Origin of the sequence: Brevibacillus nigriterrae (assembly GCF_049846925.1) — a bacterium.
Taxonomy (GTDB): Bacteria; Bacillota; Bacilli; order Brevibacillales; family Brevibacillaceae; genus Brevibacillus_H.
This window is the reverse complement of record NZ_JBNCMT010000012.1, coordinates 38,643-63,317: the sequence shown is the minus strand read 5'-3', so window position 1 is coordinate 63,317 and position 24,675 is coordinate 38,643. Positions and strand designations below refer to the sequence as shown.

The window sequence follows — 24,675 nt, the reverse complement described above, 5'->3', positions numbered from 1 at the left end:
TCATATCACCCCATCGGTTGGCTCAAGCCCTTCGCGTGATCGTTTGAGCATTCGTTTGGCTTCGTTGCGATCGACAACCTGCAGCTTGTTCAGGATATTGGTTACATAGTTGGCGACTGTTTTTACACTCAGGTGCAGGGTGGAAGCGATCTCGGCGTTACTGTCCCCTTCCGCAATCCGCTCCAGGATCTCTCTCTCACGTACTGTCAGCTCAGCAAAGGCGGGATCGATCTCTTCGACTGCTTTGGGAGCTGAGAAATAGTGAATCATGCGGGAGGCAATATCAGAGCTGAATACGGCTCCACCGCTGCCGACCATTCGAATCGATTGCAGCAACTCCGATTCATCAGCATCTTTTAGCACATAACCTCTGGCGCCAGCTCGCATGGCTGTAAATACTGATTTATCATCCTTAAACATGGTCAGGATCAAAATTTGTATATGGGGATGCTGTTCTTTGATCAGACGCGTGGCTTCAATTCCATTGCAGCCAGGCATCCGAATATCCATCAAGATGATGTCAGGTTGCAACGTTGAGGCCAACGCCAGTGCTTCTTCCCCAGTGGATGCTTCGCCTACGAGCTGCAGGTCTTCTGTTGTTTGTAGCAAATTCCGTACTCCCCCACGAAAGAGTGGATGATCATCAGCGATCAGTACTCTCATGTTTGTCGTCTCCTTTCTCTAAAACGGAAGAATTGCTGTTATTTTGGTACCACCTTGTTCCAATCGTTCAAAAGTACACTGTCCGCCTAATTCTGCCGCTCGCTCGCGAATGGACACGAGTCCAATTCCACCTTTCCCAGATGCTTTTGGGCGAAGGGAGATGCCTTTCCCGTTATCAATAATTTCGAGCATCAGTTGGTTATTTTTCACAACCTCCACTCGGACCAAGCATTGGGCCGCTTGCGCATGGCGCACAACATTGACCATCGACTCGGTGACAATTCGGTATGCAGCCACTTCTACGGCAGCAGGCAACACGGGAAGCTGCTCGGGTGCTTCCAACTCAATATGCAGGTAGGGTGTTTCTTGTGCGGCTGCCAGTTGTTGAGTCGTTTTGGTCAAATCTTTTACCCGTTCCTGAATGGCTCCGAGCAGTCCCAATTCGTCCAAAGTAGGAGGACGCAAATCGTGTACCAGTGTACGGATTTCTTCGACAGTAAAGCGGATTACTTTTCGCAAATCTTCGAGAAGCAGTGTTGCTGTATCGGGGTCTGTCTTTACGTACTTCTCTGCGGTAGCAGCATTCAAGGCAAGCGCAGCCAGGCGAGGTGCAAGGTCATCATGCAGATTTCTGCGAATATTCCTTCGTTCCTCTTCACGAGCAAGGATCAGCTTTTCTCGGGACTCCTGCAGGTCTTGCGCCAGGTTTTTCATGCCGATCGTCATGGTTACGTTCTGAATAATAGGACCCGCCTGGCTCAATAGCACATCCAGCAATTTCTGATCCTCAGCGGTAAATGCTTCCCCCGGCGAGCGAGGCGCAACGTACAGTGTCCCCAGTTCTTCACCACGCTGGATAATTGGAAAAGAAGATAGATCATCGGTGCTTTCGCCGGAGATGGCCGTAAGTGTTTGGAGTCCATTGCTGTGAATCGAGATACAAACAAAGGGTAGACGAAGCGCATCCTGGATGGTTTGAACGACAACCTCCAGCATCGCCTCGGGAGCCATGGGCTTCACCAGATGATTGCCCAACTCAGTAAGAACGGCGTACGGATCATCGTGTCTTCCTTTCATCAGGCGATTGACGATGCGTTGCAAACGCTCCTTTAAAGGGGCGAAAATGACGGCAACAACTGAGGTTGCCAGCAACGAAATGACGAAATTGTCCTCTGTTCGAAAGAGTCGGCTGAGATATAGCACAGAGAAGGTATAGATGGCGACTACGCTAATCGATAGAGCTGAATACACAAGTGTTCGATTGACCAACGGATCGATGTCCCACAAACGACGTCGCAAAATAGCCAGCGTTAGCGTTGAAGGTATGGTCAACATCCCGAGCGAAAGGGCGATATTTAAATAAATATAAGTAAGGGGTTCCTTAACAACCGCAGGATCGAAAAAGGCGCTGATACCGATTAATCCAAGCATCGCAAAGGATACACCGTATACCACCCATTTGGTCTGTTGGCGTTCGGCAGGGCTTGATATTTTTAGATAGCGATAAAACTGAGTATAGATAAGAAGGATAGCTAACAGGATAATCCAGATTCCTTTTAGAGTTATCGGCCACTCGAGGTAATCCAGTTGTGTTCCAGGAAAGAGTATCCCCATGCCATAGCTAATTGTTAGGAAAGCGGTCACGTAGCCAGTCCATTTGGGAACGAATTGTCCATTTGGAAACAGGAAAAAGAATAGGTAGAAAGTGATCCATCCTGTCACTCCGATAAAGGAATGTACCGTACTCAACAATGGATTGCTCGTGACAGAAAGGGGAACCAGAGAAGGAAAGGTAGTACCAAATGATACCAACATGAGAGCCCCTAAAAGCCCTAACGGTTCATGAAAGCATTTCAGCAAAATGATGAGTGCAGCCGTATAAAAAAGAAAAATAAAGGCACTGTCGATGATGACAAACGATAGCGCATAGCTGTCAATGGTCATGTTGATTTTTGCCAGTTCGGTAACGGTTGTTGGCGGCGCTGGCTGGATTTCACACGGCTCAAGAATGCACTTGGCACGCAGGATGTCATAGTATTCCGAGATGCATCCGACGAAAACGATAGCTGTCATGAGGCAAAACAGAACAACAAAAAGTTGAAACAAAACGAGTTTTTTAGATTTACGCTCCAAACGAATCATTTGTCGCACCTTCCAAGTTGTTGTGACGAATGTAACAATTATAACAAGGAAGACAATTATTGGATATGCTACCGCTGTATGAACATGGAGTGTCGGATGGGTATTTCCTGCAATCATTCCTGTTGAATTAGGGAATCAGATGCTCTGTTGGTTGGGAATTCCCGACTGGTACGATTGTATAAACTCGATACCAACAACTGGAGGATGAAGGAAATGAAATACGAAACCGTGGTCAAATGGCTCGGAATGATTTGTCTGTTGGCTGGAATTGTCCGGATGGGAATGACCCCAACGGCTTACTTGTGGGGAACGGACAGTGTGCAGGAGCTGACGTTTGGCTTCATTGCCTGTATTTTAATGTCGGCTGGAACAATTGTTTTTTTCTTGGTGCAATCAAAAGAAACAGGAGTTATCGGATTTATTTCCACGCTGGGCATGATTGTAGGAAATATCATAACAACAGGGATGGTTTGGACGATCCTAGCCCTTGGCAGTGTGCCTGAGACAGAGAATATGGTTGTCACTATTACTCGGACAGTCATGATGGTTAGTTTTATGGTAGGGACATTGGTATTTACCATCGTAAGCTTTCGGGCAAAAGTATTCCCCAGGTGGATCGTATTCCTCTTCGTATTGATGCTGGGTTCCATGGCCCTTCCATTGGATGATAACAAATGGTTTGCGTTTTTCTGGGGATTGGCGTACGTTGGTTTTGGATACTGCGTCTGGGCAGGGAAGCTTGGGAAACAATTTGCCACAGAGGTGAGCGCCAGATAGCATGATGGGGAAAAGGAGCGAGGAAGTTGTATCAGGTTCGTACACATGACGATTGTTTTCTCATTTATGAATTGATTGATTCGAGCACAAATTCATGGGTCAAGGTAGCTCCAGAAAGAGGTGGACTAATCATCGGCTTTGGGGTACAGGGAGAAGAAATTCTCTATCTGGATAAAGCGACATTTGAACAGCCTGATACCAATGTGCGAGGCGGCATCCCCATTCTTTTTCCGACTTGCGGTCAATTGAGCAACGGGGGATACTCCCTTGACGGAGTCACTTATCCGCTTGGGAATCATGGATTTGCGAGAAATCTTCCTTGGACAGTCATTTGTACAGGTACCGATGGTGAAGCTTCTATTACTCTGCAATTAGAGAGCAATGAAGAAACACGGAAGTCATACCCGTTTGATTTTGAACTGACTTTTACGTATGCACTGCAAGGCAATAAGCTGCAAATCTTGCAAAAATACGAGAACAAGTCTGCTGAGGATATGCCTTTTTATGCTGGGTTTCATCCGTATTTTCTCTCTCAGGAAAAACATCTCGCATTCAAAACCGATGCAACCCGATATTTGGACTATAATGACATGCAAATTAAGCCGTATGAGGGCAGTATTGACCTTGGCAACATGAAGGAGTCACCCGTCTTTCTGGATGCACAGGAGAACAGAATCTCTGTATCACTTCCTCAAGCGAAACGAAAACTGACGCTCGAATATGGAAAAGAGTTCAAATATGTTGTGCTTTGGAGCGTCGAGGGGAAGGAATTCGTGTGTGTGGAACCGTGGATGGCAAAAGCCGATGCATTCAACACAGCGGAGGATGTAGTGATGCTCCATGCAGGGGATTCGCTGCACACGTACTTCAATATTACTTGTGATAAGTAGAGACTTGTGATGAGGAAGCATCTGTCAGGATACTCCGAGGCTGCAGCGCAAACAATAAGAGCAACTTTTGAGTAAAGGAGCACATCCATGGCAAACAACCCAAATACCAAGTTTAACAATAAACAAAATGCGGGAAACCAAACCAAAACATCCGGCACGAAGCAAAAGAGTGAGAAAGATAAAAATCTGAACATGCAAGACCAGCAGTAAAAACAGGTATTGATCATGAGAAGCTATCGTGGCATAAAGCTGGGTAGCTTTTTTGCTATGCAGAAACAAATAAAACAAAATAAAGGTACTTACTAATGTTTAGATACCGTGTTATCATAAGGGTGACATTATTAGGGAGTGGTGTATTTTATGACAGTACAAACCAATCAATTATCTGCAATAGACATTATGAAACAACGTCATTCCGTAAAATCGTACGATGCTTCACACCAAATGCCGCAAGAAGTACTAGAGGGTATTCTGACAGCAACAACTATGGCTCCATCGGCATGGAACCTGCAGCATTGGAAATTTCTTGTGATTCAGGATCAGGCGCAAAAAGAAAAGTTGTTAAAGATCGCCTATGGGCAAAAGCAAACTGTTGAGGCATCTGCGGTGATAGCAGTTTTAGGGGATTTGGAAGCCAACCGCAACGCCGAGCAAATTTACAGTGCGGCGGTTACCAGTGGAATGATTACCGAAGAAATCAAGCAGACGTTGGTTTCACAGATTAATCGGGCGTATGAAAGCAAAGAAACGGCACGTGATGAAGCCAATCGGAATGCATCCCTTGCTGCGATGCAGCTCATGCTGGCTGCTAAAGCATACGGATACGATACATGCCCGATGGGTGGATTTGACCGAGAGCAATTGATTGAAGCATTCAATATTCCAACTCGATATATGCCTATCATGCTGATTTCTGTCGGCAAAGCAGCTAAACCAGCTTATCCTTCCAGCCGCTTCTCACTGGATCAAGTGGTAGTGAAGGAAACGTTTTAATCGTATCAAACCAAAAACCGACGTCCACGATTTCGTGAGCGTCGGTTTTTTGCTTGTGTCGGGGGGTTCTTATCCTAAAGCCTGATCATTCTTTCTTTTCAGCGAGCCTGTCAGAATAAAGCTTGTAGCCAATCCGGCGATCAGGCCCCAGAAAGCGGAACCGATCCCAAACAGTGTAATACCAGAGGCAGTGACCAGGAAGGTGAGCAATGCACTTTCCCGTTGAGATGTATCCTCCATGGCCGATGACAGGCTGGATGAGAGGGAGGCAAACAGGGCGATACCAGTCAGAGCAGTAATCAACTCTTTGGGAAAAGAAGAAAATACGGAGGTAATCGTCGCTCCAAACATGCCGAACAGCAGATAAAAAGCACCGCAGGAAATACCGGCAATATAACGTTTGGCAGGGTCGATATGCGCTTCCTTTCCCGTGCAAATGGCAGCGGTAATCGCAGCCAGATTAATCCCGTGTGAACCAAAAGGAGCAAGCAATACAGAGGCAATCCCCGTGACAGAAATGAGCGGGCTGGTCGGGGTTTGATACCCTTCTGCACGGATGACACTGATGCCGGGAGCATTTTGCGAAGCCATTGTGACCATACACAAAGGAATCCCGATACCAATTAACGCATCAAGAGAGAAGGTCGGCATTGTAAAGACAGGCTGAACCAGTTCAATGGGAACTTGACCAATATGTAAACGCCCCAATGAGTAGGCGATCAAGACGCCCACTGCCAGCGTCCCAACCACGGCGTAGCGGGGAAAGAGGCGTTTGCAAATCAGGTAACAAACGATCATGGGTAGTGCAAGTATCGGTAATTGTTGCAAAGAGACGAATACATCAATACCGAATTTGAGCAGGATACCAGCGAGCATGGCTGTCGTGATGGATTGGGGGATCTTTTGCATGATGGAAGAAAACAGTCCCGTCACTCCTAAAAAGGTAATGATCAGTGCAGAGAAAATAAAAGCACCGACGGCATCTGTATAGGAGTAGGAAACCAATCCGGTAACCAGGAGAACAGCTCCCGGTGTCGACCAGGCCGTTATCACAGGCGCCTTAAACCAGGCACTGAGCAGGATACCTGTTAATCCGCTTCCAATCGAAATTGCCCAGATCCATGAAGACAATTGGGCATTGCTCAGATTTGCCGATTCGGCAGCCTGAAAGATGATCAGGAGCGGACCAGCATAAGAGACCATGGTAGCGATAAACCCGACAACGATCGCTGAGAGAGAGTAGTCCTTTTTTATATTTCCTACAATGGAATAGGCGTGGGAGTGGTAACCTTTCATATACTGTCCAGCTCCTTCATGACTGTAAATAATAGAAATTTACCACAATTTCCACAGTTCGCGCAATTAGAAAAATCCTCTCACGAAAATTTGGCTATTGATAGAATCCCTGTTCAGCAGCATAACGACCCCAATGCGGACGACTTCCATCCCGATCGACAAACCCGTATTCATCTGACAAATCCCACGAGGTTAATATCTTTCCTGACTTGGCAAAAATGTTGGGATCAGCGGCCAATGCTGCAACGGCTTTCCCAATATAGTGTGGAGTTTCTGACTGTAGAAAATGCGGTTCAACCTTGGCCGCCTCTTGCCAATTCTCTTCAGTCACTCCGAAGTGATCCAGCATGGCTTCCGAACGAAGGAATCCCGGCGATAAGGCAACTGCTGTAATGTTGTGTGGACGAAGATCTTCTGCCATGGACTGGGCAAGATGAATAGTTGATATTTTTGCCAGGCTGTAATACAAATTGCCTCTGTAGCGATAGTCGAAGCCATCCGTAATCTCGATGATCAGTCCACTTTTGCGGGCGACCATCAACGGTGCAGCGTAGTAACTGGTAATCATATGAGAGAAAACGGCTCGCTCTTGCATCAACAATCCGTTTGAGAGTGAGTGCTCAAAAAAAAGTTTGCCCCACTCCGTAAGCAGATCACCGCCCCATACATCGTTTACGAGAATATCGAGTTGTCCGTTTTGCTCTTGTTTCACCTGTTCAAATAATACCCGAACCTGATCTTCCACGGTATGATCGACTCGAACAGGAATGCCGTGTCCCCCCAATGAATTGACCAGTTCCGCCGTTTCATCGATGGTTTCTGTCCGTCCCATACTGGAGGGGTTTCCCCGCACACTGCGCCCTGTCACATAGACGGTTGCTCCTGCTTCGCCCAGCATCATGGCGATCCCACGTCCTGCACCTCGTGTCGCACCTGCGACGACTGCGACTTTTCCATGCAAAGGTTTCAAGGCCCTCACTCCTATTTGAAAAAATATCGTTCTCAGGTTCAGTATAGCCAACCATATATGTCATCGAATGTCATATATCTGTGATACACTTTTTTTAATCGATAGGAATTTATAAAATTTTACCCTATCGACATAAGTGGTCGACTAAGCGCAACATCCTTGTTGCATCGTCGACACTAGCACTTCGTGTGCGTCGCACGGCTCTGCTGTCGCCAAAGGCTCGGCAATCGCCGAGTTTTCTAATCTGGAAAAAAGGCTGGAGGAATGAGTCATGAGAGCGGATCGCTTGCTGCTTATCTTATTGTTGCTGCAAAATCACCAAAAAATGACGACACGTGAGCTTGCCCGAAAGCTTGAAGTCTCCGAGAGGACGGTCATTCGTGATATGGAAGCACTGAGTGCAGCAGGAATCCCGGTATTTGCTGAGAGAGGCGCTACAGGTGGATGGGCACTGACGGAAGGCTACCGAACCAGTTTGACAGGGATGAAAAGAGAAGAAATTGTCTCCCTGCTTCTTGTGAAACCAACGGATACTCTTCGTGATCTGGGGCTGTCAGATAATTTCGAGACAGCTTATCAAAAGCTGCTTGCAGCATCGCCCAGTGCCCTTCGTCAGGATGCAGAGCTGGTTCGGAGGCGAATTCATGTGGATGGGGCAGGCTGGCACAAGTCCAATGAATCCTTTCCTCATTTATCTGTCGTTCAGGAAGCGGTTTGGGAAGGGCGAAAGCTATGCATCACCTACCAGCGGGGAGACGAGCAAGTCGAGCGAGTCATCCATCCATTGGGTCTGGTAGCCAAGCGAAGCACGTGGTATGTGGTCGCAGAAACAGAAGGGGAGTTGCGCACGTATCGAATCTCCCGGATTGTGGAGGCACACATGCTGGATGAAGGTTTTGAGCCGCCCGTTGGTTTTGAGCTGGCAGCGTATTGGGAAGAGTCTACACAGCAGTTCAAAGCGAATTTGCCTCGTTACCCAGCACGAGTGAACATAAAAGACTCGATCATTGAGCGCATTTCATCCGAACGATTTGTGAAGGTACTCCAAATGGGGACGATGAAGAACGGGTGGGTAGATGCAGAGCTTGAGTTCAATACATTGGAATCCGCATGCCAGATCATTCTTGGATATGGCTCGCATATTGAAGTGCTTGAGCCAATTGAGCTGCGTGATGAGGTGATCTCCAATGTAAATGCTATTGTGGAATTATACCAATTGCAGGAAACCTAAGCATCCCCATTCCGTATCACAAGTTAAAAGAGAGAAAGCAGGAAATCGCATGACTAAATTTGGGACGTTTTTTGGCTTGTTGAAAAAAAACATTCATAATATCAATTCGCCACACAGCTATGAAGCTGGAGATTTAGAAATTTTCTGCCCACACTGCAAACATAACAAGTTTTATCATGACTACCGATTATTAAATTCAGCCGGAATGACCTTTTTCAAACTTGATTTTGCCAATAAGGAAGCTCATGTGCTGACATGTGCCAGATGCGGTCATATCCAGTGGTTTGGCTTAAAAATATACAAGATTGATTAGGCTGCAAACACTTCAAAGGGAATTGACGGAAAGAAACCAAAGATGCTATAAGAGGGTAATATAATTGCCAGCAGCAGAGAAAGGAGTTTCGACCATGACATCCTTTACCAATCAAGCAAATGGGGTTTTTCCTTCTGTTTGTCCCCTGGATTGTCCGGACCAATGCGGTCTTTTGATCCATAAAGAAGACGGAAAAATTACGAAAGTTCAGGGTGATCCGAATCATCCGGTTACACAGGGAGCAATTTGTAATAAGGTTCGGAACATGCCTTCTCGCATTTATGATCCGAACCGGCTTCAGTATCCGCTGAAGCGGGTTGGAGCCAAAGGTGAGGGAAAATTTGAGCGAATCAGTTGGAAACAGGCGATTACCGAAATTACCTCTCACTGGAAACAACTCATCGAAAGCGTTGGCCCTGAAGCAATTATGCCGTACAGTTTCTATGGAAACATGGGGCGGATTGGGACAGAAGGAATGGATCGCCGCTTTTTCAATCGATTGGGCGCAACCAAACTGGAGCGAACGATCTGCCAATCGGCAGGAACAGAAGGCTACAATTATACAATGGGAGCTGCTCTGGGGATTGACCCGGAGGACACCATTCATTCTAAGCTTATTATCATGTGGGGAATCAATACAGTAAGTACCAATATGCATCAAGTGGTTCTGGCGGAGAAAGCACGCAAAAACGGAGCCAAAATTATCGTGATTGACGTACACAAGAACCAGACGGGGCGTATGGCAGACTGGTTCATTCCGATCATGCCAGGTACAGATGGGGCACTTGCGCTTGGACTCATGCATATCTTATTTGCTGAAAAGCTGGTAGATGAAGCGTTCCTGCGAGAATATACCGTTGGATACGAAGAGCTTCGGGAACACGTGAAGCAGTACACCCCTGAGATGGTTTCGGCCATTACCAAAGTTCCCGTAGAAGATATTTATCGTCTTGCTCGTTTGTATGGCGAGACAACGCCTTCCTACATCCGCATCGGGAACGGCCTTCAGCACCATGATAACGGCGGGATGAACGTCAGAACCATTGCCTGTCTTCCGGCCTTAACTGGACAGTGGCTTCACAAGGGAGGCGGAGCAATCAAGGGGAACGGTGGGTATCTCGATACGAATACAGCAGCACTCCAGCGCCCGGATTTACTCGAAAATCCACATACACGCTCTGTGAACATGATTCAGTTAGGCGCTGCATTGCTTGAACTCGATCCTCCGATTCGCTCTCTTTATGTATATAATTGCAATCCTTCAGTCGTGGCGCCCGAAGCGAATAAAGTAAGGCAAGGTCTGGCACGAGAGGATTTGTTTACAGTCGTCCATGATATGTTCCTGACAGAGACGGCTATGTTTGCGGATATTGTTTTGCCTGCGACATCCTCGTGGGAGAATACCGATTTTTATCGATCATACTGGCATCACTATGTACAAATTCAACAGCCAGTGATCGAGCCATGTGGAGAAAGCAAGTCGAACGTGGACGTTTTCCGTCTGCTGGCACTGGGGATGGACTATGATGACTCTGCCTTTTTTGATACAGAGGAAGCCATCATCCGACAAGCATTGGATCATCCAGCGAATCCTTATATAGCCAATATCACCTATGAAGAGTTGCTGGCCAAACAGTTTGTGAAAGCAGATGTGAAGCCGCTCTTCCCGGGCAAATTACAGACGCCAAGTGGCAAGATTGAGTTGTATTCAGAGGCGTTGGCAAACATTGGCTTCCAGCCGCTCCCTACGTACACACCGCTCGCAGATGATGGAGAAGCGCCATTTATGTTCTTGCCAGTGCCAAATCACAACTTCCTTAACTCCACCTTTTCCAACAATGCCAAGCACATCCAGATGGAAAAAGCAGCACAGCTTCACATGAATGTAGCGGATGCAGAACAATTAGGCATCCAACATGGAGACACGGTGAAGGTATGGAATGAACGGGGAGAATGTGAGATGGCTGCCTTTGTGGGAGAGAATGTGCTTCCAGGTGTTGTGGTTAGCCAAGGGCTCTGGGCCGATTTGCCGGATACCAAATGGACCGTAAATGCTCTGACACCTGATCGGATTGCTGATATGGGTGGAGGTGCCGTGTTCTTTTCCGGGCGTGTGCATGTGGGTAAAATCGAGGTGAACAAATGACTGTTCACATTGTTGGAATTCCTTCGTTTTCGGGGGCACTGTACTCCGGTACAGAGATGACACCCGCTGCGCTAAGAACAGCAGGGCTAGTAGATAAATGCAAAGAGCAGGGAATTGCTTGCGAGGATAAAGGGGACATCACTCTTCCGCCCTATTTGCCAAGACACAACATAGCTCCTGTACGCAATTGGCCAGCACCAGGAATGGTATGGGATGCGATACGAAAAGAGGCACAAGGTTGGTTCCAAACGGATACATTCACTTTAATCATTGGGGGAGACTGTAGCGTCATCGTAGGGACAGCGGACAGTTTGCAACAGATATACGGAGAAGATGCTTACCTGATTGTTCTCGATGGCCATGTCGATGTTATCAAACCAGATGCATCCCGAACAGTCGGTGCAGCGGGCATGGGGTTGTGGTTTCTGACGAGTGATCAGGATATATGGTGGAAAAAGACTGCCTGCTTCCCAGCAGAACGTATTCACATTCTAGGCTGCCATAGCATACCCGAAGACACATGTAGTATTTCCGTTACTGGTTTGGATGAGCTTAGACAAAAAGGGATTGCTTGTGAAATGCGAAATCTGTTAAATACAATTCCGCCAACTGCCAAAATACTACTTCATTTTGATGTAGATGTCTGCAATAAAGAAGTGATGTCATCAGCATACTCTCCAAGTGACAGAGGCTTATCACTGGAGGAAGTCAAAGAACTTCTTTTGTTACTGCTAAAAGATAAACGGGCAATTGCCCTTGAAGTCACAGAGTTTTCTGGGATTCGCGATATGGATGGTTCGCAAGCCAATCAATTGGCACAACTGCTAGCCGATGTGCTTACAGCAAGATAAGATCGCTTTCGTACTAGCATAGAGAAAAGACTCTTGGCAATGAATGTTGCCAGGAGTTTTTTGTTTTGTTTTGTTTTACAATCGTTGAAATTCAAAATTTATTCACATTCTCTTTGTTTCAAAGCAAATGTTAACGGGAATTGTTACCTACGTAACACGAGAAAAAACAGCAAGGGGAATCATTATGAGAATTTCAACGATGTTAAAAATCATGACGATTGCATTTGTTACACTCATTATTATGACTGTTTCGTGCGTGATCCAGTTGAATTCAAGCTATGAAAAGGAACGCATGACAACATCCACACAGGCAGAATTGAAGCAACTCGGAATTGACCTTGCCAATGCTTCTGATTATTTAACAAATGAAGCCCGCAGGTATAGTGTATTCGGGGATAAAAAGCATTTCGACAATTATTGGCGTGAGGTAAATGAGACAAAAACTCGTGACCGTGTCGTTGCCAGACTGATCGAATTGCATGCCCCTCAGGAGGAACTCGATTTAATTCAACAGGCCAAACAAAATTCTGACGCTCTGATCGCGATTGAAGATGAATCAATGAAGGCAGTGGAAGTAAAAGACCTGGACAAGGCTCGTAATTTGATGTTTGGTGAAGATTATGACCAGAAAAAAAGCATTATCATGAAGCCTATTGAAGAGTTTCAACAAAAAATGAATAGCCGTGCAGAGGCCGAGGCAGATCGAGCGAAACAGCAAACGAGTAATTATCTGATTGTACTTAGTGTCTTGGTAGGACTATTCGCAGTCATTTTGTTAAGTACAGTGATTGTTCTTTTCAGAAAATTAAGACCGCTTGTGGTTGTAGCCAATCGAATGCAGGAGCTTTCAAATAATGAAGGGGATTTGACCAGTCGCATACATGTGAAGAGTAAAGATGAGATCGGTCAGTTGGCAACTGGTTTCAATGCATTTCTGGACAATCTCCAAAACATGATCCGGAAAATTAATTCCTCCGTTTTGCAGGTTGCGTCTTCTGCAGAACAGTTGACTGCCAGTGCAGAGCAAACAAGTAGTGCAACAGAAGAAATTGCAACAACGATTCAGGACATGGCTACAGGTTCGGAACAACAGGTAGAAAGTGTCCACAGAGGATCCAGGACGATCAAGGAGATGACGAGTGGAGTCAAAGATATTTCCCTGTTGGCAGATGATGTTGCTTCTTTAACGACGACGGCAAATGCTGTTTCCGTGGAAGGTGACCAATCGATTCAACATGCGGTCACGCAAATGAAAGCCATCCATACAACCATCCTGGATTTGTCAAAGATCGTAAAGGGCTTGGGAGAACAGTCCAAAGAAATTGGTCAAATCATCGAAGCAATCACCAGTATCGCATCTCAGACAAATCTTCTCGCCTTGAATGCTGCGATTGAAGCAGCACGTGCGGGGGAACACGGAAGGGGATTTGCTGTTGTAGCGGATGAGGTACGCAAATTAGCAGAACAATCCTCCGGTTCTGCACAACAAATTGCCAATCTGATTACAACGATTCAGATCGAGACACAAAAAGCAGTAGATGCGATGGAAAAAGGAACAAATGAAGTGTCAGAAGGAATCCATGTAGTAAATGCGGCAGGTCAGTCCTTTGCTCATATCCATAGTGCCGTAAATAATGTAGCTGCAAAAATTGATCAGGTCTCCACATTATCCCGGGGGGTATCCACTGGTACGGAGCAGGTGGTTCAATCCATTAGTCAAATTCAGATTGTGTCAGAAGCGGCTGCGTCCGGTACGCAAAATATTTCTGCAGCATCAGAAGAACAATTGGCATCTATGGAAGAAATCACGTCGTCAGCTACTGCATTAGCGAAAATGGCAGTAGAGCTGCAAGATATGGTTGGAAAATTTAAAGTGTAAACGGTAAAAACAGAAGTCATCCTTCAAACAGGGTGACTTTTTTCATTCGGTCATTCACTTGCCATTACCTCAGCACGCTAACAATCTGCATCACAAAAGACACAACGACAATCGATTGACCTACGCCGCTCAATAGACCTGTAACGACACGCAGGGGATTCGTACTCTCCCGCCACTTGAGAGTTTGCGTGATGCCATCAATCAGCATGGGAATTTGCATCATCAATCCGAGGTACAACGGAACAGAAGAGTAGAATAATAGAAGTAGTGGGAGCGTGGCATACCCTGCTAGAATGGAAGTACATCTCGCACAGAGAGGCATTTGCCTCCCGTTAATAAACAAGGAGCGCTGGGGGAGACGATGACAGGGAAATCTCATGTTAGTTCCCACAGTCCGGACCGTTACAATCACAATCGAAGACGTCTCCACAATCTACGCCGATGCAGTCGTATGTATTTCTACTTTTACGAGAATACAGAGCGATGGTAAAAACAACCAGTAAAGCACCCAAGACTAACAATATGACTCCCCAAATGTCAGACCCGACACCAATCAGGTAAAATCCACTTAAGAAACAAATCAGGATTGCCATGAGCAAAAGAAAAAACAAGCGAATCACCCTTTCCAAAAACATACTTGAGAAGGATTTACTTCTACGAGCATCAATTGTAAACTAATTTGGAAAAAAATCCAAATTAATTAAATGTTTTGTATGTAACACTTGTCAGGCGGGCCCCTACTGATGAAATGGGCCCATTTTTCTTCTCTCTTGCAAGGTAAGATTATTTAGAAAAGGTGAGAACGCATGCGGAAAATGATCAGTTTGTTTACTCTCATGCTGTTGATTTTGACAGGTTGTATGAATGAAGTTTCAACAGCCAGCACGCCAACAGCGCCAGCTTCACAAAAAGCGCCAGACTCACAATCGGCAGCAACAGCGCCAGCCCCTGCCCCTGCTCCGACTTCCCTGTATCCGTTCATGGATAAACAAAGGGGAGGCTCTATTTTGTGGGGATACATCGACCAGGAGGGACGAGAAATCATCAAACCCACTTACATCGGTGCAGAGCCTTTTAATGAGCTGGGATATGCAATTGTCAGTAGTGGCACTAGTGTAAATGATTACAAGTACGGATTAATCGATAAAACAGGCAAATACGTGCTTCAGCCGATTTACGAGTACTTGAATCATTTTGATCGGGATCTGTATACAGCGACCACCCCTGATGGAGTTAAATTGTTGAAGGCAACAGGGGAAGAAATCGTAAATCTTAAAGGAGGTACCATTGGAGAGCTGTCCAACGGGCTGGCTGTGTTTACTCAGAACGAGCGCAGCGGGTATCTCGATCATACGGGGAAAACGGTCATATCCGCCAAGTACAAGTATGCGAATCCATTTAAAGAAGACAAGACAGTGGTGGTACTTCCCGATGGCATCCACGCACTCATCAACAAAAAAGGGGAAGTCATCCAAAACCTTACCTTCACAGAAGAACAAGCAGGAATTCAGGAGTTCCGCGAAGGATTGGGGATTTATGCTGATAAAAATTCGTCTAAATACGGCTTTATTCAAGAGAATGGCAATATCTCGATTCCGGCCCAATTTAGCGGTGTCTCTCCTTTTGAGCACGGACTATCTGTAGTTGAACTGGAATTTGCCGGCAATAAAGTGGGATTGATTAATACCAAAGGACAGTTTGTCGTTCCTGCCGAGTACACATCCATCACGAGCTTGAAGAACGGCTTGTGGGCCGTTGGCATGGGAAGTGAAGAATTGGGCTATCTTAGCAGTGCTCCACAATCCTATGCCATCATAGACAGCAGTGGTCAATACCTGACTGACTTTATTTATGACATGGTGGAGCCGTTTCAAGGGGAGTATGCGGTAGCACAGGCTGATGTATCGACCTTCTTCATCGATCAAAAGGGCAAGAAAGTAGATGAGCTTCCTGCATTCGAAGGAGTCGGTACAGCGACAGTAATGGGAGATGTCATTTCAGCAACCATTGATAACCGACTGCAATACGTGAAGCGGGATGGCAAAGTCATTTGGCAGGAGAGGTACCTTTTAGACCTGGGGTCAGGCATTACGGTTGCAGAAGCAAAGGTCCGCTCCGGTCGAAACTATTTGGCCTACTACCCTGTTATCGAAGGAATGAAAGACAAAGCGGTTCAACAGAAGATCAATGAAATTCTGAAACACAAGGTAATTACCGATGAAGATTCAAGTGATACCGAAACAACATTTGATTTCGCCATTGAAATGCAGAAAAAAGACCTGCTGGTTGTTCAAATCAACAGTTATTCCTATCCCTATGGGGCAGCACACGGGATGCCAGGGCTTGAATACAAACATATAAACTTGCGTACAGGTACATTGTTTAAACTAAAAGACCTGTTCAAGGCAAACAGTGATTTCGTCCAAAAGCTGAACCAGCAAATTATTCAGCAGATGAAAACAAAGGGTGAGGATTTGGGGGTATTCCCTGAGACGCTCGACAATTTCGCTGGCATAACGGAGGATCAAGGCTTCTACATCAAGGACAACATTCTGCACATTTACTTCTATCCTTACGAAATTGGTTCGTATGCGGCAGGGTTCATCACATTCCCTATACCACTGGATCAACTGAAACAAATTGTTGACACGGACGGCGAATTCTGGAAATCTTTTCAGTAACTAAAATTTTCTACCAAACGGAGGCGACAGGATGTATCCATCAAAACTGAGAGAAGGCGATGAAGTTCGCGTGATCTCTCCAAGCACCAGTTTATCTGCCCTTGCCCCGGACCAAAGAGCAATTGCGGTAGAGCGATTGGCGAGTGCAGGGTTACGGGTTTCTTTTTCCGAACATGCCGAAGAGTGTGATCGATTCCAGTCCTCCTCGATTGAATCGAGAGTTGCTGATCTTCACGAAGCGTTCCGTGACAATAATGTCAAAGCCATTCTTACGACGCTTGGCGGTCATAACTGTAACCAGCTCCTGCGTTACCTTGACTACGATTTGATAAAACAAAATCCCAAAATTCTCTGTGGGTATTCTGATATTACGGCTCTCCAAAATGCCATTTATGCCAAAACAGGCCTCGTCACGTATTCAGGGCCCCATTTCTCGACGTTTGGGATACTGAAAGGAAATGAATACACCCGTGACCATTTCGAGAAGTGTCTGATGCAGGATGACCCTATTGAAGTGCTTGCATCCCCGGAGTGGAGCGATGACAGATGGTATCTCGATCAACAGAATCGCATCTTTATTCCTAATGACGGCCCTTTTGTGATTAACGAAGGGGAAGCGACAGGCACATTGATAGGGGGAAATCTCTGCACGATCAATCTGTTGCAAGGCACAGAGTACATGCCTGATCTTCGTGACTCTATCCTGTTTGTAGAAGATGATAACGTGGTGGATGCGAAAACCTTTGACAGGGATCTCCAATCGCTGATTCATCAACCAGGCTTTGACGGGGTAAAAGGAATCGTGATAGGGCGTTTCCAAAAAGAATCGAGAATTTCCAAAGAAGACCAGATTGCCATCGTTTCGTCCAAAAAGGAACTAAGCAAGCTTCCCGTCGTAGCTGACGTCAATTTCGGCCACACGTCACCGATTATCACATTCCCAGTGGGCGGGGTTGTACGAATCAGGGCTAGAGACGGGGAAAGCCAAATCATCATCGAGAAGCATTAAAACATCACAATATCATTCGTTGATACTGAAAGGGGGATTGAAATGGACAACAAAATGACGGGCACAGGGCAGGAAGGAAGCATGGCAGATATTGGAGGATATCATCTTTTCTATCGACTCAGCGGTACGAAGGGCGACAAACCAATAGTCATTCTTGAACCGGGAATAGGGTTGACGTCGAAAACGTGGAGACACGTGGAAGCGGGATTGGCAGCATTCACAAGTGTACTGGTGTATGATCGTGCGGGGCTGGGAAATAGTGAGCGAGGCGATCAACCACAGCATAGCAAGCAAATCGTGGCGAATCTGCGAGCATTACTTACTGAGGCAGGCATTCAGCCGCCCTATATTCTGGTCGGTCACTCCTTTGGCGGGATTAACGTCCGCCTGTTCGCCAATTCATTCCCCGAAGAAGTGGCAGGTGTAATCCTTGTCGATACTAGCCATGAAGATCAGGAACAGCGAATGGTACCACTTTTACCGGAAAGCGCTCAGCAGGTGTACTACAGCCAGCTCTCCAAAGAGGCGACACATGAGGAATTTCTCGAAAGCTTCGAGCAGGTGCGAGCAGTCAAATCATCGCTCGGCGATCTGCCTCTGTACGTGATCTCCGCGGGAAAACAGGAATATCACTCGGAAGAATCGTACCGAAATTGGGTACAGATGCATCAGGAGCTTTTACAACTGTCATCCAGAAGCAAGTATTTCATTGCTGAGAACAGTGGACATAATATCCAGAAGGAACAGCCGGAAATCATTATCAAAGCGGTTGAAGAAATGATAGGCGAGCTATATCTATAATAGGCGAGCTATAACCCAAGCAAAACCCGACGTTGTAATCCACGAGGTCGGGTTTTTTCCTTTTGCTTGAGCCCTTCAAGTCTTTTCATGTCAGGCACCAGCCAACTGGCTTAATGTCTCCTGATCAAGTATGCGCACGATCCGTTTGTTAACGGAGAGGATTCCTTGTGACTCAAATTGAGCCAGTTTGCGGCTTAACGTCTCTGGGGTCGTACCAATGATCAGCGCCAGTTCCTTCTTGGCCGCAGGCAGTCGAAACTGGTTGTCAACAGTGCTGTCCTTGCTCTGAAGATAAAACAACAGCTTGGCCAGACGTCGTTCCACTTCATACAGATGAAGGGCTCCTGCCCACTCATCGGCTTGCTGTAGCAGCTCGCTCATTGCAAGCAGGAACCGATACGTCATGGCAGGATTCTGTTCCATTAATGGTTTGAAATCATCTCGATGAATCCGGCAGACGACAGCAGGTTCAATGATCTCGGCATTGGCATAATGCTTTTTATCCTGCAACAAGGCGAATTGACCAAAGAAATCACCAGGAAATAAAAAACGAATGATATGTTCTTTCCCATTGTCAGCTACCTTTGACAGCTTGATGAGTCCCTGATTCAAGACGAACAAGGATTCAGACTGCTCAGCCTCCCGAAACACGAAGTCCCCTCTCTCATATCCACGGGAGTGAGTCACGGACTGGAGCAGTTCGATCTCCTGATCTGTCAGGTTCTGAAAGATCGGCACACGACGAATACAGGAGTGGTGGTGGGAACACTCGCTTTTCTCTTTGCACATGGTTTCTATTTCTCCTTACACGCATTTTTCACTATGACCATAGTAACAAGATGGGGAGAAAATCTTCGTGATAAATTTCACAAAAAAATCGTAAAACTTGATCCAGATCAAGTAAGAGCATGTCGTCATCTGGCATAGTAGGAAATGTAGATGAGAGATGCGAGAGAAGCTCAGCAACTAGAGGGGGAGACGAGAATGAGTAACTTTACGTTCGACGATATGAAGAAAATCAACCGAAAAAAATTGGGTGATACCGTACCTTTGGAGCTGTTTCGGACGATTCGCCTGATCGGGATGTACCAGGGGCTGCCCATGGGTGGGAAGGGAACAACTGTGACAGTGGGCCGCAAGATCGGAGAAAGCCTCCCCGTCAAAACGCTGCAAGACATCCTGGATTTCTTCGAGAAATCACGAATCGGGATACCGAAAATCGTCCACCAGGATGACAAAAGTATCCGCATCGTTGTCGATGATTGCTTCTGCAAAGGGTTGCCTGTGGCAGATGAGAAGATGGTTTGTGATCTCGAGGGAGCGATTCTGGAGGGAGCGGCTGCGAAAGTACTGAACCGCAAAATAGCCGTCCGAGAAACAAAATGCAACGTAAGTGGACATGAACATTGTGAATATGAAATCCGCTATTTATCCATATAATCTTACTAATAGAAGGAGCTATTGATGATGCTGGATGTAACGTACAAAGGAAATATTGCTGTTTTGGATGTTCGTGAACGGATTCAACGTGGGGAGCACCCAAGACAGGAGATTCTTCAATTCGTAAAAGAGGCAAAACATGGGACAGTCATTGAAATTCATCTGCCGATTTATCCCAAACCGCTGATTGACGCATTAGAATTAATTGGTATTCAGTCGATTATCAATTCACTGGGACCGAACCACTTTCGAATGATGTGTGTCAAGATCTAGGAGAAAGGACGATCCGAAATGCAAACCTATTCTTTACACTTTTCTGATACCTTTATTGAACCAATTCTTGATAATGTGTTTACCAAAGTAATCAAGTTCTCCTTTGAGAAAGGCAAAGAGCTGCAAAAACATAAGACCTCCAGCGATATTTTCGTTACAGTACTGGAGGGGCATATCCGGTTTCAGGCGGAAGAGGAAATTACGTTAAAGGCTGGGGATATGGTCACACTGGACAAATATATAGAGCATTCCATTGTCGCTTTAGAAAAGAGTGTTGTTCTGGTGGTTCTGACACCAAGCCCGTCGTTTCACTCGATTTTTAAGCCGATTGCTGAATAGTGAAGCATAAGTAAAAGGAGAACCCTGGATCATTAGGGTTCTCCTTTTCATATTTGTAGATGAACGGTTAATAGCGTCTGTCCCTGCGGCGCCGACAACATTCTGGAGGACAAAGCCGACAGATGTCAGGACATCTTCTTCTAGGTGGTCTTCTTCTGGGCGGAAATTGACCAGGAAATTGTTGAACAGGCCATGCTTCATTGTATTGGTACGGTTGCTGCTCTGGCCATTGATCAGGATAATTGTACATCAACAACCCTCCTTTTTACTTACATAGTGATGGTATATTCAATGTCACATTAGACTGTATAGACAAGTACCGTCCGTTTAGAAAAAAAGATTGTAACTCTTCTCAAGCAAAAGGAGCTCTCCGCAGTACTCTGGGAGTGCTCCTTTTTTTATAAGTTCGTGGCCCCGCCCGATGCCAGCTATCTTCTTGTGTCGGGTGGGTTTTCTTAACGAGTAACTTTCCCTGTTTTCAAATCAATGGTGAGATTGTTGTCACGTGGGCTTGGGTCGTTCAGAAGGGAGGTTAAGGCATTGCCAAGCAATTGAGTCATAGGATCCGAGGAAGCTTGCATACCCTCCACGATTGCTTTGGTCTGTTTATCCATTCGTTCATCACCTTGATAATGGGCAACCATAGCATTAACCAATAGTGCTTTTACCGTTATGGAAGGAGCTACTTCCGTATTGGCAAGTTTCTCTGCTGCTGCAATTGCATCTTGCGGAGGCATTCCTTGTTCAATCAGCACGCCTGCCAACATCTGAGGAACCAGTCCGTTTAATCCGGCAATCAGGAATTCCTTGGCATAGGCAGGGAACTTTTTACCGCCCATATCGTAATCGATATCTGTAATTTTTTTTGTGCGGATCGTCATTTTTTCATTTGGTGTTACTTCAACAATTCGATAAGGAGACGGATAGGTTAACAGGGAACCTGTTTCAATATCGAATAAGAAATGATCATTATCCACTTCCTTCTTCACAACGTCGTTGGCATGGAAATGTCCGGAGAATACTACTTTTAAACCGGCTTCCGCCAATTCTTTCGAAACGTCCTCCCAGTCATCCACTACATAATCTTTGAATAATTCCTCCTGCATCGAGAAGTGTTCAACTATACCGTGATGCATCATGCCAATGACGAATTTATCCTCATTCTGGGCTTGCTCCAACTGTTCTTTTATCCAGTTTAAGCGTTTGCTGGAGAAGGCACCGCCTGTTTTGGGATAATTATCTTCTTTATTTGTGTCATAGAGCGCAGAATCCATCACGAGAATTCGCAAACCTTCCACTGGTTCTACTACATAGCTCAGGGAATTACGGTCTTTAGCAATTGCTTCACTGTATCCGAAGTCCTTGTACAAGCTTTTGAACCGAGAAGGAGTGACCTGTTGAACGGGAGTTGTTTGGTCACCCTCAAACTTAACGGCATGTGGATTGTTAATATCATGGTTACCGTCAATAACGAATACTTGCTTACCCGCCTCTTCAAGCTGCTTGAGGTATTCAGTAAATTGCTTGTGGCTGATGTATTCTCCGTCTTTCGTCAGATCACCAGAGACGAGAACAAGATCAACATCGCTTTTTTTGATCGCTTCCACTGCTGATTCAAGAATTGCTTTGCTTTCAGCTAACAGCTTGCGATCGCCGGCCAAATATTTCTCGAAGGCCTCTCCTGATGTACCCAGCTCTGGAGCATAGTAGTGAGGGTCTGAGAAGATGGCAATTTTGACAGCTTCTTTTGATGATTTGGTAGATTTTGCTTGAATTACTGGGGGGAATACAGCACTGGCAAGAAGTGTTGTGCTAAGTAAAGTAGCCCAAAAATACTTTTTCACACAAAATATCTCCCTTCAATAAAAAATAGAGCTCTATGTATTCTTAGGACATTATATCGTGGCCCCCCAAAAATAATGTTGAGATAGAATAAAGAGTATGTAAAAATTGCCAATTGGTCTTCTTGGACAGGCGGCTGAATGATTTCCTGCTAACCAAAACATCGATGGCTGAATAGGCTGCTATATCGAGATCATGAAAGGATTGAGCAAATCGAGATGCCTTTTCAACTGCCCGTCGGGATTGAAACAAGAGTAATATCTTCAAAGAAGACGACAATTTATGTACCGCAAGTGAGTGGTTTGGCGAACAGGCAGGTACAGAATCGAATCAACACTGCGATCATCAATGAGATCAACTCGATGATTAGGGAACAGGGAAAGTACCAAACATCGACCAACCCAGAGATGACGGGTCACTATGAGATCAAGACCAATGAGAGAGGAATTCTCAGCCTGACACTCAGTAATTACGCCATTTCCGAACATATGGCTCATGGGTTCACTATTCTCCGCTCGCTTACGTTCAACGTGAACACTGGCAAACAGTATCAGCTAAGTGAGCTGTTCAAACCAGGGTCTGACTATATTGCGGTCATTTCTGCAATCATCGCAGCACAAATCAAAGCAAGGAATCTTCCATTACTTAATGGGTTTACGACCATTCGGCCGAACCAACCGTATTACCTAGCGGATAAAGCACTGGTCATTTACTTTCAGCTATACGAAATTACGCCGTATTATGTCGGATTTCCGATGTTCCCGATTTCGGTGTACGATGTACTCTCCATGACGACCGATGAAAGCCCAATCAGTATTTTGGCAGCAGATATTGCATAATCACGACAAAAGCTACGCCTGATCCATTTTTGTTTCGATGGGTCAGGCGTTTTTAGAAGTTTGGGGCCACGCCAGACCCTAGCAATTGCTTGTGTCTGGTGGGTAGTATAAGAGCGTTTGCAATTGTAAAATATCTGCGAACGTGGTTGAACTAAAAATGAATCTGTGGTAGCAATTAAACAAGATAAATTGCTAAAGGAATGGTTGGAAGTGAAAATTGGGTATCGCACGATTAAAACAGCAATAGGAACAGCCCTTTCGATATACATCGCTCATCAGTTCGGACTTGAATTTTATGCGTCAGCAGGGATATTGACGATTCTGTGCATCCAGGTAACCCGAAAACAATCTCTTCGTGTATCGTTTGAACGTTTCGGAGCCTGTCTGTTGGGAATCTTGTTCAGCGCCGTCTTTTTCGAGGGACTCGGCTATTCGCCCCTTACGCTGATGCTTATGATGTTTGTTTACATACCTGTCGTTGTACGCCTTCACTTGAAAGAAGGATTCGTCACCAGTTCAGTCATCATCCTGCACCTTTTCACGCTAAAACAAGTGAATGTAGACATCGTGTTAAATGAGTTGGCGATTATCGGAATCGGGATTGGAGTTGCACTGCTGGCAAACCTGTATATGCCGAAAGCAGATAAGGAGCTGACGGAATTACAGGAAAAAATTGAGCAGAATTTTGCCACGATCCTGCGGGAGTACTCCATCTATTTGCGGGCGGGGGAAAGCATGTGGGACGGGAAGGAAATGATTGAGACGTCTGATTTGCTTCATCGGGCCAAAAGCTTGGCATTGCAGGATGTGGAGAATCAATTTTTACGGCAGGAGAATTACTTTTATCATTATTTTGATATGAGAGACAAGCAGTTCACCTTGCTTGAACGTATCTTGCCTTTTGTATCTGCACTAAATCAACAAATTCCACAGGGTGAACAGATGGCCGACTTTTTGGAGAGACTAAGCAAGAATGTACATCCTGGCAATACAGCACACTTCTACTTGGACAAATTGCATGTCATGCGAGATCAAATTAGGAAGTCACCACTTCCTTTGACGAGAGAGGAATTTGAGACTCGTGCATCTCTGTATTATTTATTGAATGAAATTGAGCGTTACTTACTCATTAAATACCAGTATAAAAAACAGGGGACGAGTAACGAAACAAATAAAAGTTTGGCAAATTAAAGATGGAATTAATTGCTTTATGATATTTCTTGTGATATGATAGATCAGTTCTATACTGTGTCGATTAAGATCGCACAGGAAATTGCGGTCCACAAACGCCAGATGGTTT

At 45.6% G+C, this 24,675-nt stretch carries 24 protein-coding genes; 17 read left to right on the top strand and 7 right to left on the bottom strand.

The window, feature by feature from the left end; translation table 11 throughout:
* Window positions 1-663, bottom strand: a complete 663-nt coding sequence (locus ACPW7N_RS11050) for a response regulator transcription factor (RefSeq protein WP_425651139.1) — start codon at window positions 661-663, stop codon at window positions 1-3.
* 18 nt (window positions 664-681) lie between these two features.
* Entirely contained in the window at window positions 682-2,805 is a 2,124-nt protein-coding gene (locus ACPW7N_RS11045; RefSeq protein ID WP_425651138.1) for a GAF domain-containing sensor histidine kinase, read from the bottom strand.
* A 213-nt stretch (window positions 2,806-3,018) separates the two neighbouring features.
* Between ACPW7N_RS11045 and ACPW7N_RS11040 the strand changes: the two genes are divergently transcribed.
* From ACPW7N_RS11040 to ACPW7N_RS11025, 4 genes are all read left to right on the top strand, one after another.
* Complete coding sequence (locus ACPW7N_RS11040; protein WP_425651137.1) at window positions 3,019-3,582, top strand: hypothetical protein; 564 nt, start codon at window positions 3,019-3,021, stop codon at window positions 3,580-3,582.
* Window positions 3,583-3,608: 26 nt separating this feature from the next.
* Complete coding sequence (locus tag ACPW7N_RS11035) at window positions 3,609-4,472, top strand: aldose epimerase family protein (protein ID WP_425651136.1); 864 nt, start codon at window positions 3,609-3,611, stop codon at window positions 4,470-4,472.
* 87 nt (window positions 4,473-4,559) lie between these two features.
* On the top strand, window positions 4,560-4,682 hold the full coding sequence (locus ACPW7N_RS11030; protein WP_425651135.1) for a hypothetical protein: 123 nt from the start codon (window positions 4,560-4,562) through the stop codon (window positions 4,680-4,682).
* A 150-nt stretch (window positions 4,683-4,832) separates the two neighbouring features.
* Complete coding sequence (locus ACPW7N_RS11025) at window positions 4,833-5,465, top strand: nitroreductase family protein (protein ID WP_425651134.1); 633 nt, start codon at window positions 4,833-4,835, stop codon at window positions 5,463-5,465.
* 69 nt (window positions 5,466-5,534) lie between these two features.
* Here ACPW7N_RS11025 and ACPW7N_RS11020 read toward each other — a convergent pair whose 3' ends face one another.
* Both ACPW7N_RS11020 and ACPW7N_RS11015 read right to left on the bottom strand, forming a co-directional pair.
* Entirely contained in the window at window positions 5,535-6,761 is a 1,227-nt protein-coding gene (locus ACPW7N_RS11020; RefSeq protein WP_425651133.1) for a benzoate/H(+) symporter BenE family transporter, read from the bottom strand.
* 94 nt (window positions 6,762-6,855) lie between these two features.
* Window positions 6,856-7,731, bottom strand: coding sequence for an SDR family oxidoreductase (locus ACPW7N_RS11015; RefSeq protein ID WP_425651132.1), 876 nt, complete (start codon window positions 7,729-7,731; stop codon window positions 6,856-6,858).
* A gap of 271 nt (window positions 7,732-8,002) precedes the next feature.
* Here ACPW7N_RS11015 and ACPW7N_RS11010 point away from each other — a divergent pair, with 271 nt between their 5' ends.
* The 5 genes from ACPW7N_RS11010 to ACPW7N_RS10990 all read left to right on the top strand — a co-directional run bounded on the left by ACPW7N_RS11010 (window position 8,003) and on the right by ACPW7N_RS10990 (window position 14,151).
* Window positions 8,003-8,962: a helix-turn-helix transcriptional regulator gene (locus tag ACPW7N_RS11010; RefSeq protein ID WP_425651131.1), complete on the top strand. Its 960-nt coding sequence runs from the start codon at window positions 8,003-8,005 to the stop codon at window positions 8,960-8,962.
* A gap of 49 nt (window positions 8,963-9,011) precedes the next feature.
* Complete coding sequence (locus tag ACPW7N_RS11005) at window positions 9,012-9,275, top strand: hypothetical protein (protein ID WP_425651130.1); 264 nt, start codon at window positions 9,012-9,014, stop codon at window positions 9,273-9,275.
* A gap of 94 nt (window positions 9,276-9,369) precedes the next feature.
* A complete protein-coding gene (locus tag ACPW7N_RS11000) occupies window positions 9,370-11,421 on the top strand; it encodes a molybdopterin-containing oxidoreductase family protein (protein WP_425651129.1) in 2,052 nt (683 codons plus the stop codon).
* A complete protein-coding gene (locus ACPW7N_RS10995; protein WP_425651128.1) occupies window positions 11,418-12,272 on the top strand; it encodes an arginase family protein in 855 nt (284 codons plus the stop codon). Before ACPW7N_RS11000 ends, ACPW7N_RS10995 begins: the two co-directional genes overlap by 4 nt.
* 184 nt (window positions 12,273-12,456) lie before the next feature.
* A complete protein-coding gene (locus tag ACPW7N_RS10990) occupies window positions 12,457-14,151 on the top strand; it encodes a methyl-accepting chemotaxis protein (RefSeq protein WP_425651127.1) in 1,695 nt (564 codons plus the stop codon).
* Between the two features lie 64 nt (window positions 14,152-14,215).
* On the opposite strand, the gene ACPW7N_RS10985 is transcribed toward ACPW7N_RS10990, so the two are convergent.
* Window positions 14,216-14,530, bottom strand: a complete 315-nt coding sequence (locus ACPW7N_RS10985; protein WP_425651126.1) for a DUF2085 domain-containing protein — start codon at window positions 14,528-14,530, stop codon at window positions 14,216-14,218.
* A gap of 427 nt (window positions 14,531-14,957) precedes the next feature.
* Here ACPW7N_RS10985 and ACPW7N_RS10980 point away from each other — a divergent pair, with 427 nt between their 5' ends.
* The 3 genes from ACPW7N_RS10980 to ACPW7N_RS10970 are packed head-to-tail and all read left to right on the top strand — an operon-like array spanning window position 14,958 to window position 18,642.
* The gene (locus ACPW7N_RS10980) at window positions 14,958-16,832 is read left to right on the top strand and encodes a WG repeat-containing protein (protein WP_425651125.1); all 1,875 of its coding nucleotides are present in this window, start codon (window positions 14,958-14,960) and stop codon (window positions 16,830-16,832) included.
* 31 nt (window positions 16,833-16,863) lie between these two features.
* On the top strand, window positions 16,864-17,841 hold the full coding sequence (locus tag ACPW7N_RS10975; protein ID WP_425651124.1) for a S66 family peptidase: 978 nt from the start codon (window positions 16,864-16,866) through the stop codon (window positions 17,839-17,841).
* 42 nt (window positions 17,842-17,883) lie between these two features.
* The gene (locus tag ACPW7N_RS10970; protein ID WP_425651123.1) at window positions 17,884-18,642 is read left to right on the top strand and encodes an alpha/beta fold hydrolase; all 759 of its coding nucleotides are present in this window, start codon (window positions 17,884-17,886) and stop codon (window positions 18,640-18,642) included.
* A 90-nt stretch (window positions 18,643-18,732) separates the two neighbouring features.
* Here ACPW7N_RS10970 and ACPW7N_RS10965 read toward each other — a convergent pair whose 3' ends face one another.
* Window positions 18,733-19,431 (bottom strand): Crp/Fnr family transcriptional regulator, encoded by a 699-nt coding sequence (locus ACPW7N_RS10965; protein WP_425651122.1) that lies wholly within the window; start codon window positions 19,429-19,431, stop codon window positions 18,733-18,735.
* Window positions 19,432-19,626: 195 nt separating this feature from the next.
* Between ACPW7N_RS10965 and ACPW7N_RS10960 the strand changes: the two genes are divergently transcribed.
* From ACPW7N_RS10960 to ACPW7N_RS10950, 3 genes are read left to right on the top strand one after another with little or no spacing between them, the layout of a single operon-like run.
* Window positions 19,627-20,082, top strand: a complete 456-nt coding sequence (locus ACPW7N_RS10960) for a V4R domain-containing protein (RefSeq protein WP_425651121.1) — start codon at window positions 19,627-19,629, stop codon at window positions 20,080-20,082.
* A gap of 24 nt (window positions 20,083-20,106) precedes the next feature.
* A complete protein-coding gene (locus ACPW7N_RS10955) occupies window positions 20,107-20,355 on the top strand; it encodes an amino acid decarboxylase (RefSeq protein WP_425651120.1) in 249 nt (82 codons plus the stop codon).
* Between the two features lie 18 nt (window positions 20,356-20,373).
* Window positions 20,374-20,694 (top strand): cupin domain-containing protein, encoded by a 321-nt coding sequence (locus tag ACPW7N_RS10950; protein ID WP_425651119.1) that lies wholly within the window; start codon window positions 20,374-20,376, stop codon window positions 20,692-20,694.
* Window positions 20,695-21,149: 455 nt separating this feature from the next.
* Here ACPW7N_RS10950 and ACPW7N_RS10945 read toward each other — a convergent pair whose 3' ends face one another.
* Window positions 21,150-22,538, bottom strand: a complete 1,389-nt coding sequence (locus ACPW7N_RS10945; protein ID WP_425651118.1) for a metallophosphoesterase family protein — start codon at window positions 22,536-22,538, stop codon at window positions 21,150-21,152.
* Between the two features lie 216 nt (window positions 22,539-22,754).
* On the opposite strand from ACPW7N_RS10945, the gene ACPW7N_RS10940 reads away from it, so the two are divergent.
* Entirely contained in the window at window positions 22,755-23,375 is a 621-nt protein-coding gene (locus tag ACPW7N_RS10940; protein ID WP_425651117.1) for a DUF3298 and DUF4163 domain-containing protein, read from the top strand.
* Window positions 23,376-23,579: 204 nt separating this feature from the next.
* Window positions 23,580-24,566 carry an aromatic acid exporter family protein gene (locus ACPW7N_RS10935; protein WP_425651199.1) on the top strand — a complete coding sequence of 329 codons (987 nt, stop codon included), beginning with the start codon at window positions 23,580-23,582 and terminating at the stop codon, window positions 24,564-24,566.
* The last annotated feature ends 109 nt before the right edge of the window (window positions 24,567-24,675 follow it).

Bases quoted from the DNA above. Each gene is read 5' to 3' on its own strand.
- ACPW7N_RS10940 (WP_425651117.1), top strand. From the start codon at position 22,755: ATGCCTTTTCAACTGCCCGTCGGGATTGAAACAAGAGTAATATCTTCA.
- ACPW7N_RS11020 (WP_425651133.1), bottom strand. From the start codon at position 6,761: ATGAAAGGTTACCACTCCCACGCCTATTCCATTGTAGGAAATATAAAA.
- ACPW7N_RS10985 (WP_425651126.1), bottom strand. From the start codon at position 14,530: ATGAGATTTCCCTGTCATCGTCTCCCCCAGCGCTCCTTGTTTATTAAC.
- ACPW7N_RS10980 (WP_425651125.1), top strand. From the start codon at position 14,958: ATGCGGAAAATGATCAGTTTGTTTACTCTCATGCTGTTGATTTTGACA.
- ACPW7N_RS11045 (WP_425651138.1), bottom strand. From the start codon at position 2,805: ATGATTCGTTTGGAGCGTAAATCTAAAAAACTCGTTTTGTTTCAACTT.
- ACPW7N_RS10970 (WP_425651123.1), top strand. From the start codon at position 17,884: ATGGACAACAAAATGACGGGCACAGGGCAGGAAGGAAGCATGGCAGAT.
- ACPW7N_RS10955 (WP_425651120.1), top strand. From the start codon at position 20,107: ATGATGCTGGATGTAACGTACAAAGGAAATATTGCTGTTTTGGATGTT.
- ACPW7N_RS11030 (WP_425651135.1), top strand. From the start codon at position 4,560: ATGGCAAACAACCCAAATACCAAGTTTAACAATAAACAAAATGCGGGA.
- ACPW7N_RS10995 (WP_425651128.1), top strand. From the start codon at position 11,418: ATGACTGTTCACATTGTTGGAATTCCTTCGTTTTCGGGGGCACTGTAC.
- ACPW7N_RS10965 (WP_425651122.1), bottom strand. From the start codon at position 19,431: ATGTGCAAAGAGAAAAGCGAGTGTTCCCACCACCACTCCTGTATTCGT.
- ACPW7N_RS11050 (WP_425651139.1), bottom strand. From the start codon at position 663: ATGAGAGTACTGATCGCTGATGATCATCCACTCTTTCGTGGGGGAGTA.
- ACPW7N_RS11005 (WP_425651130.1), top strand. From the start codon at position 9,012: ATGACTAAATTTGGGACGTTTTTTGGCTTGTTGAAAAAAAACATTCAT.
- ACPW7N_RS10960 (WP_425651121.1), top strand. From the start codon at position 19,627: ATGAGTAACTTTACGTTCGACGATATGAAGAAAATCAACCGAAAAAAA.
- ACPW7N_RS11040 (WP_425651137.1), top strand. From the start codon at position 3,019: ATGAAATACGAAACCGTGGTCAAATGGCTCGGAATGATTTGTCTGTTG.
- ACPW7N_RS11010 (WP_425651131.1), top strand. From the start codon at position 8,003: ATGAGAGCGGATCGCTTGCTGCTTATCTTATTGTTGCTGCAAAATCAC.
- ACPW7N_RS11000 (WP_425651129.1), top strand. From the start codon at position 9,370: ATGACATCCTTTACCAATCAAGCAAATGGGGTTTTTCCTTCTGTTTGT.
- ACPW7N_RS11025 (WP_425651134.1), top strand. From the start codon at position 4,833: ATGACAGTACAAACCAATCAATTATCTGCAATAGACATTATGAAACAA.
- ACPW7N_RS10990 (WP_425651127.1), top strand. From the start codon at position 12,457: ATGAGAATTTCAACGATGTTAAAAATCATGACGATTGCATTTGTTACA.
- ACPW7N_RS10950 (WP_425651119.1), top strand. From the start codon at position 20,374: ATGCAAACCTATTCTTTACACTTTTCTGATACCTTTATTGAACCAATT.
- ACPW7N_RS10975 (WP_425651124.1), top strand. From the start codon at position 16,864: ATGTATCCATCAAAACTGAGAGAAGGCGATGAAGTTCGCGTGATCTCT.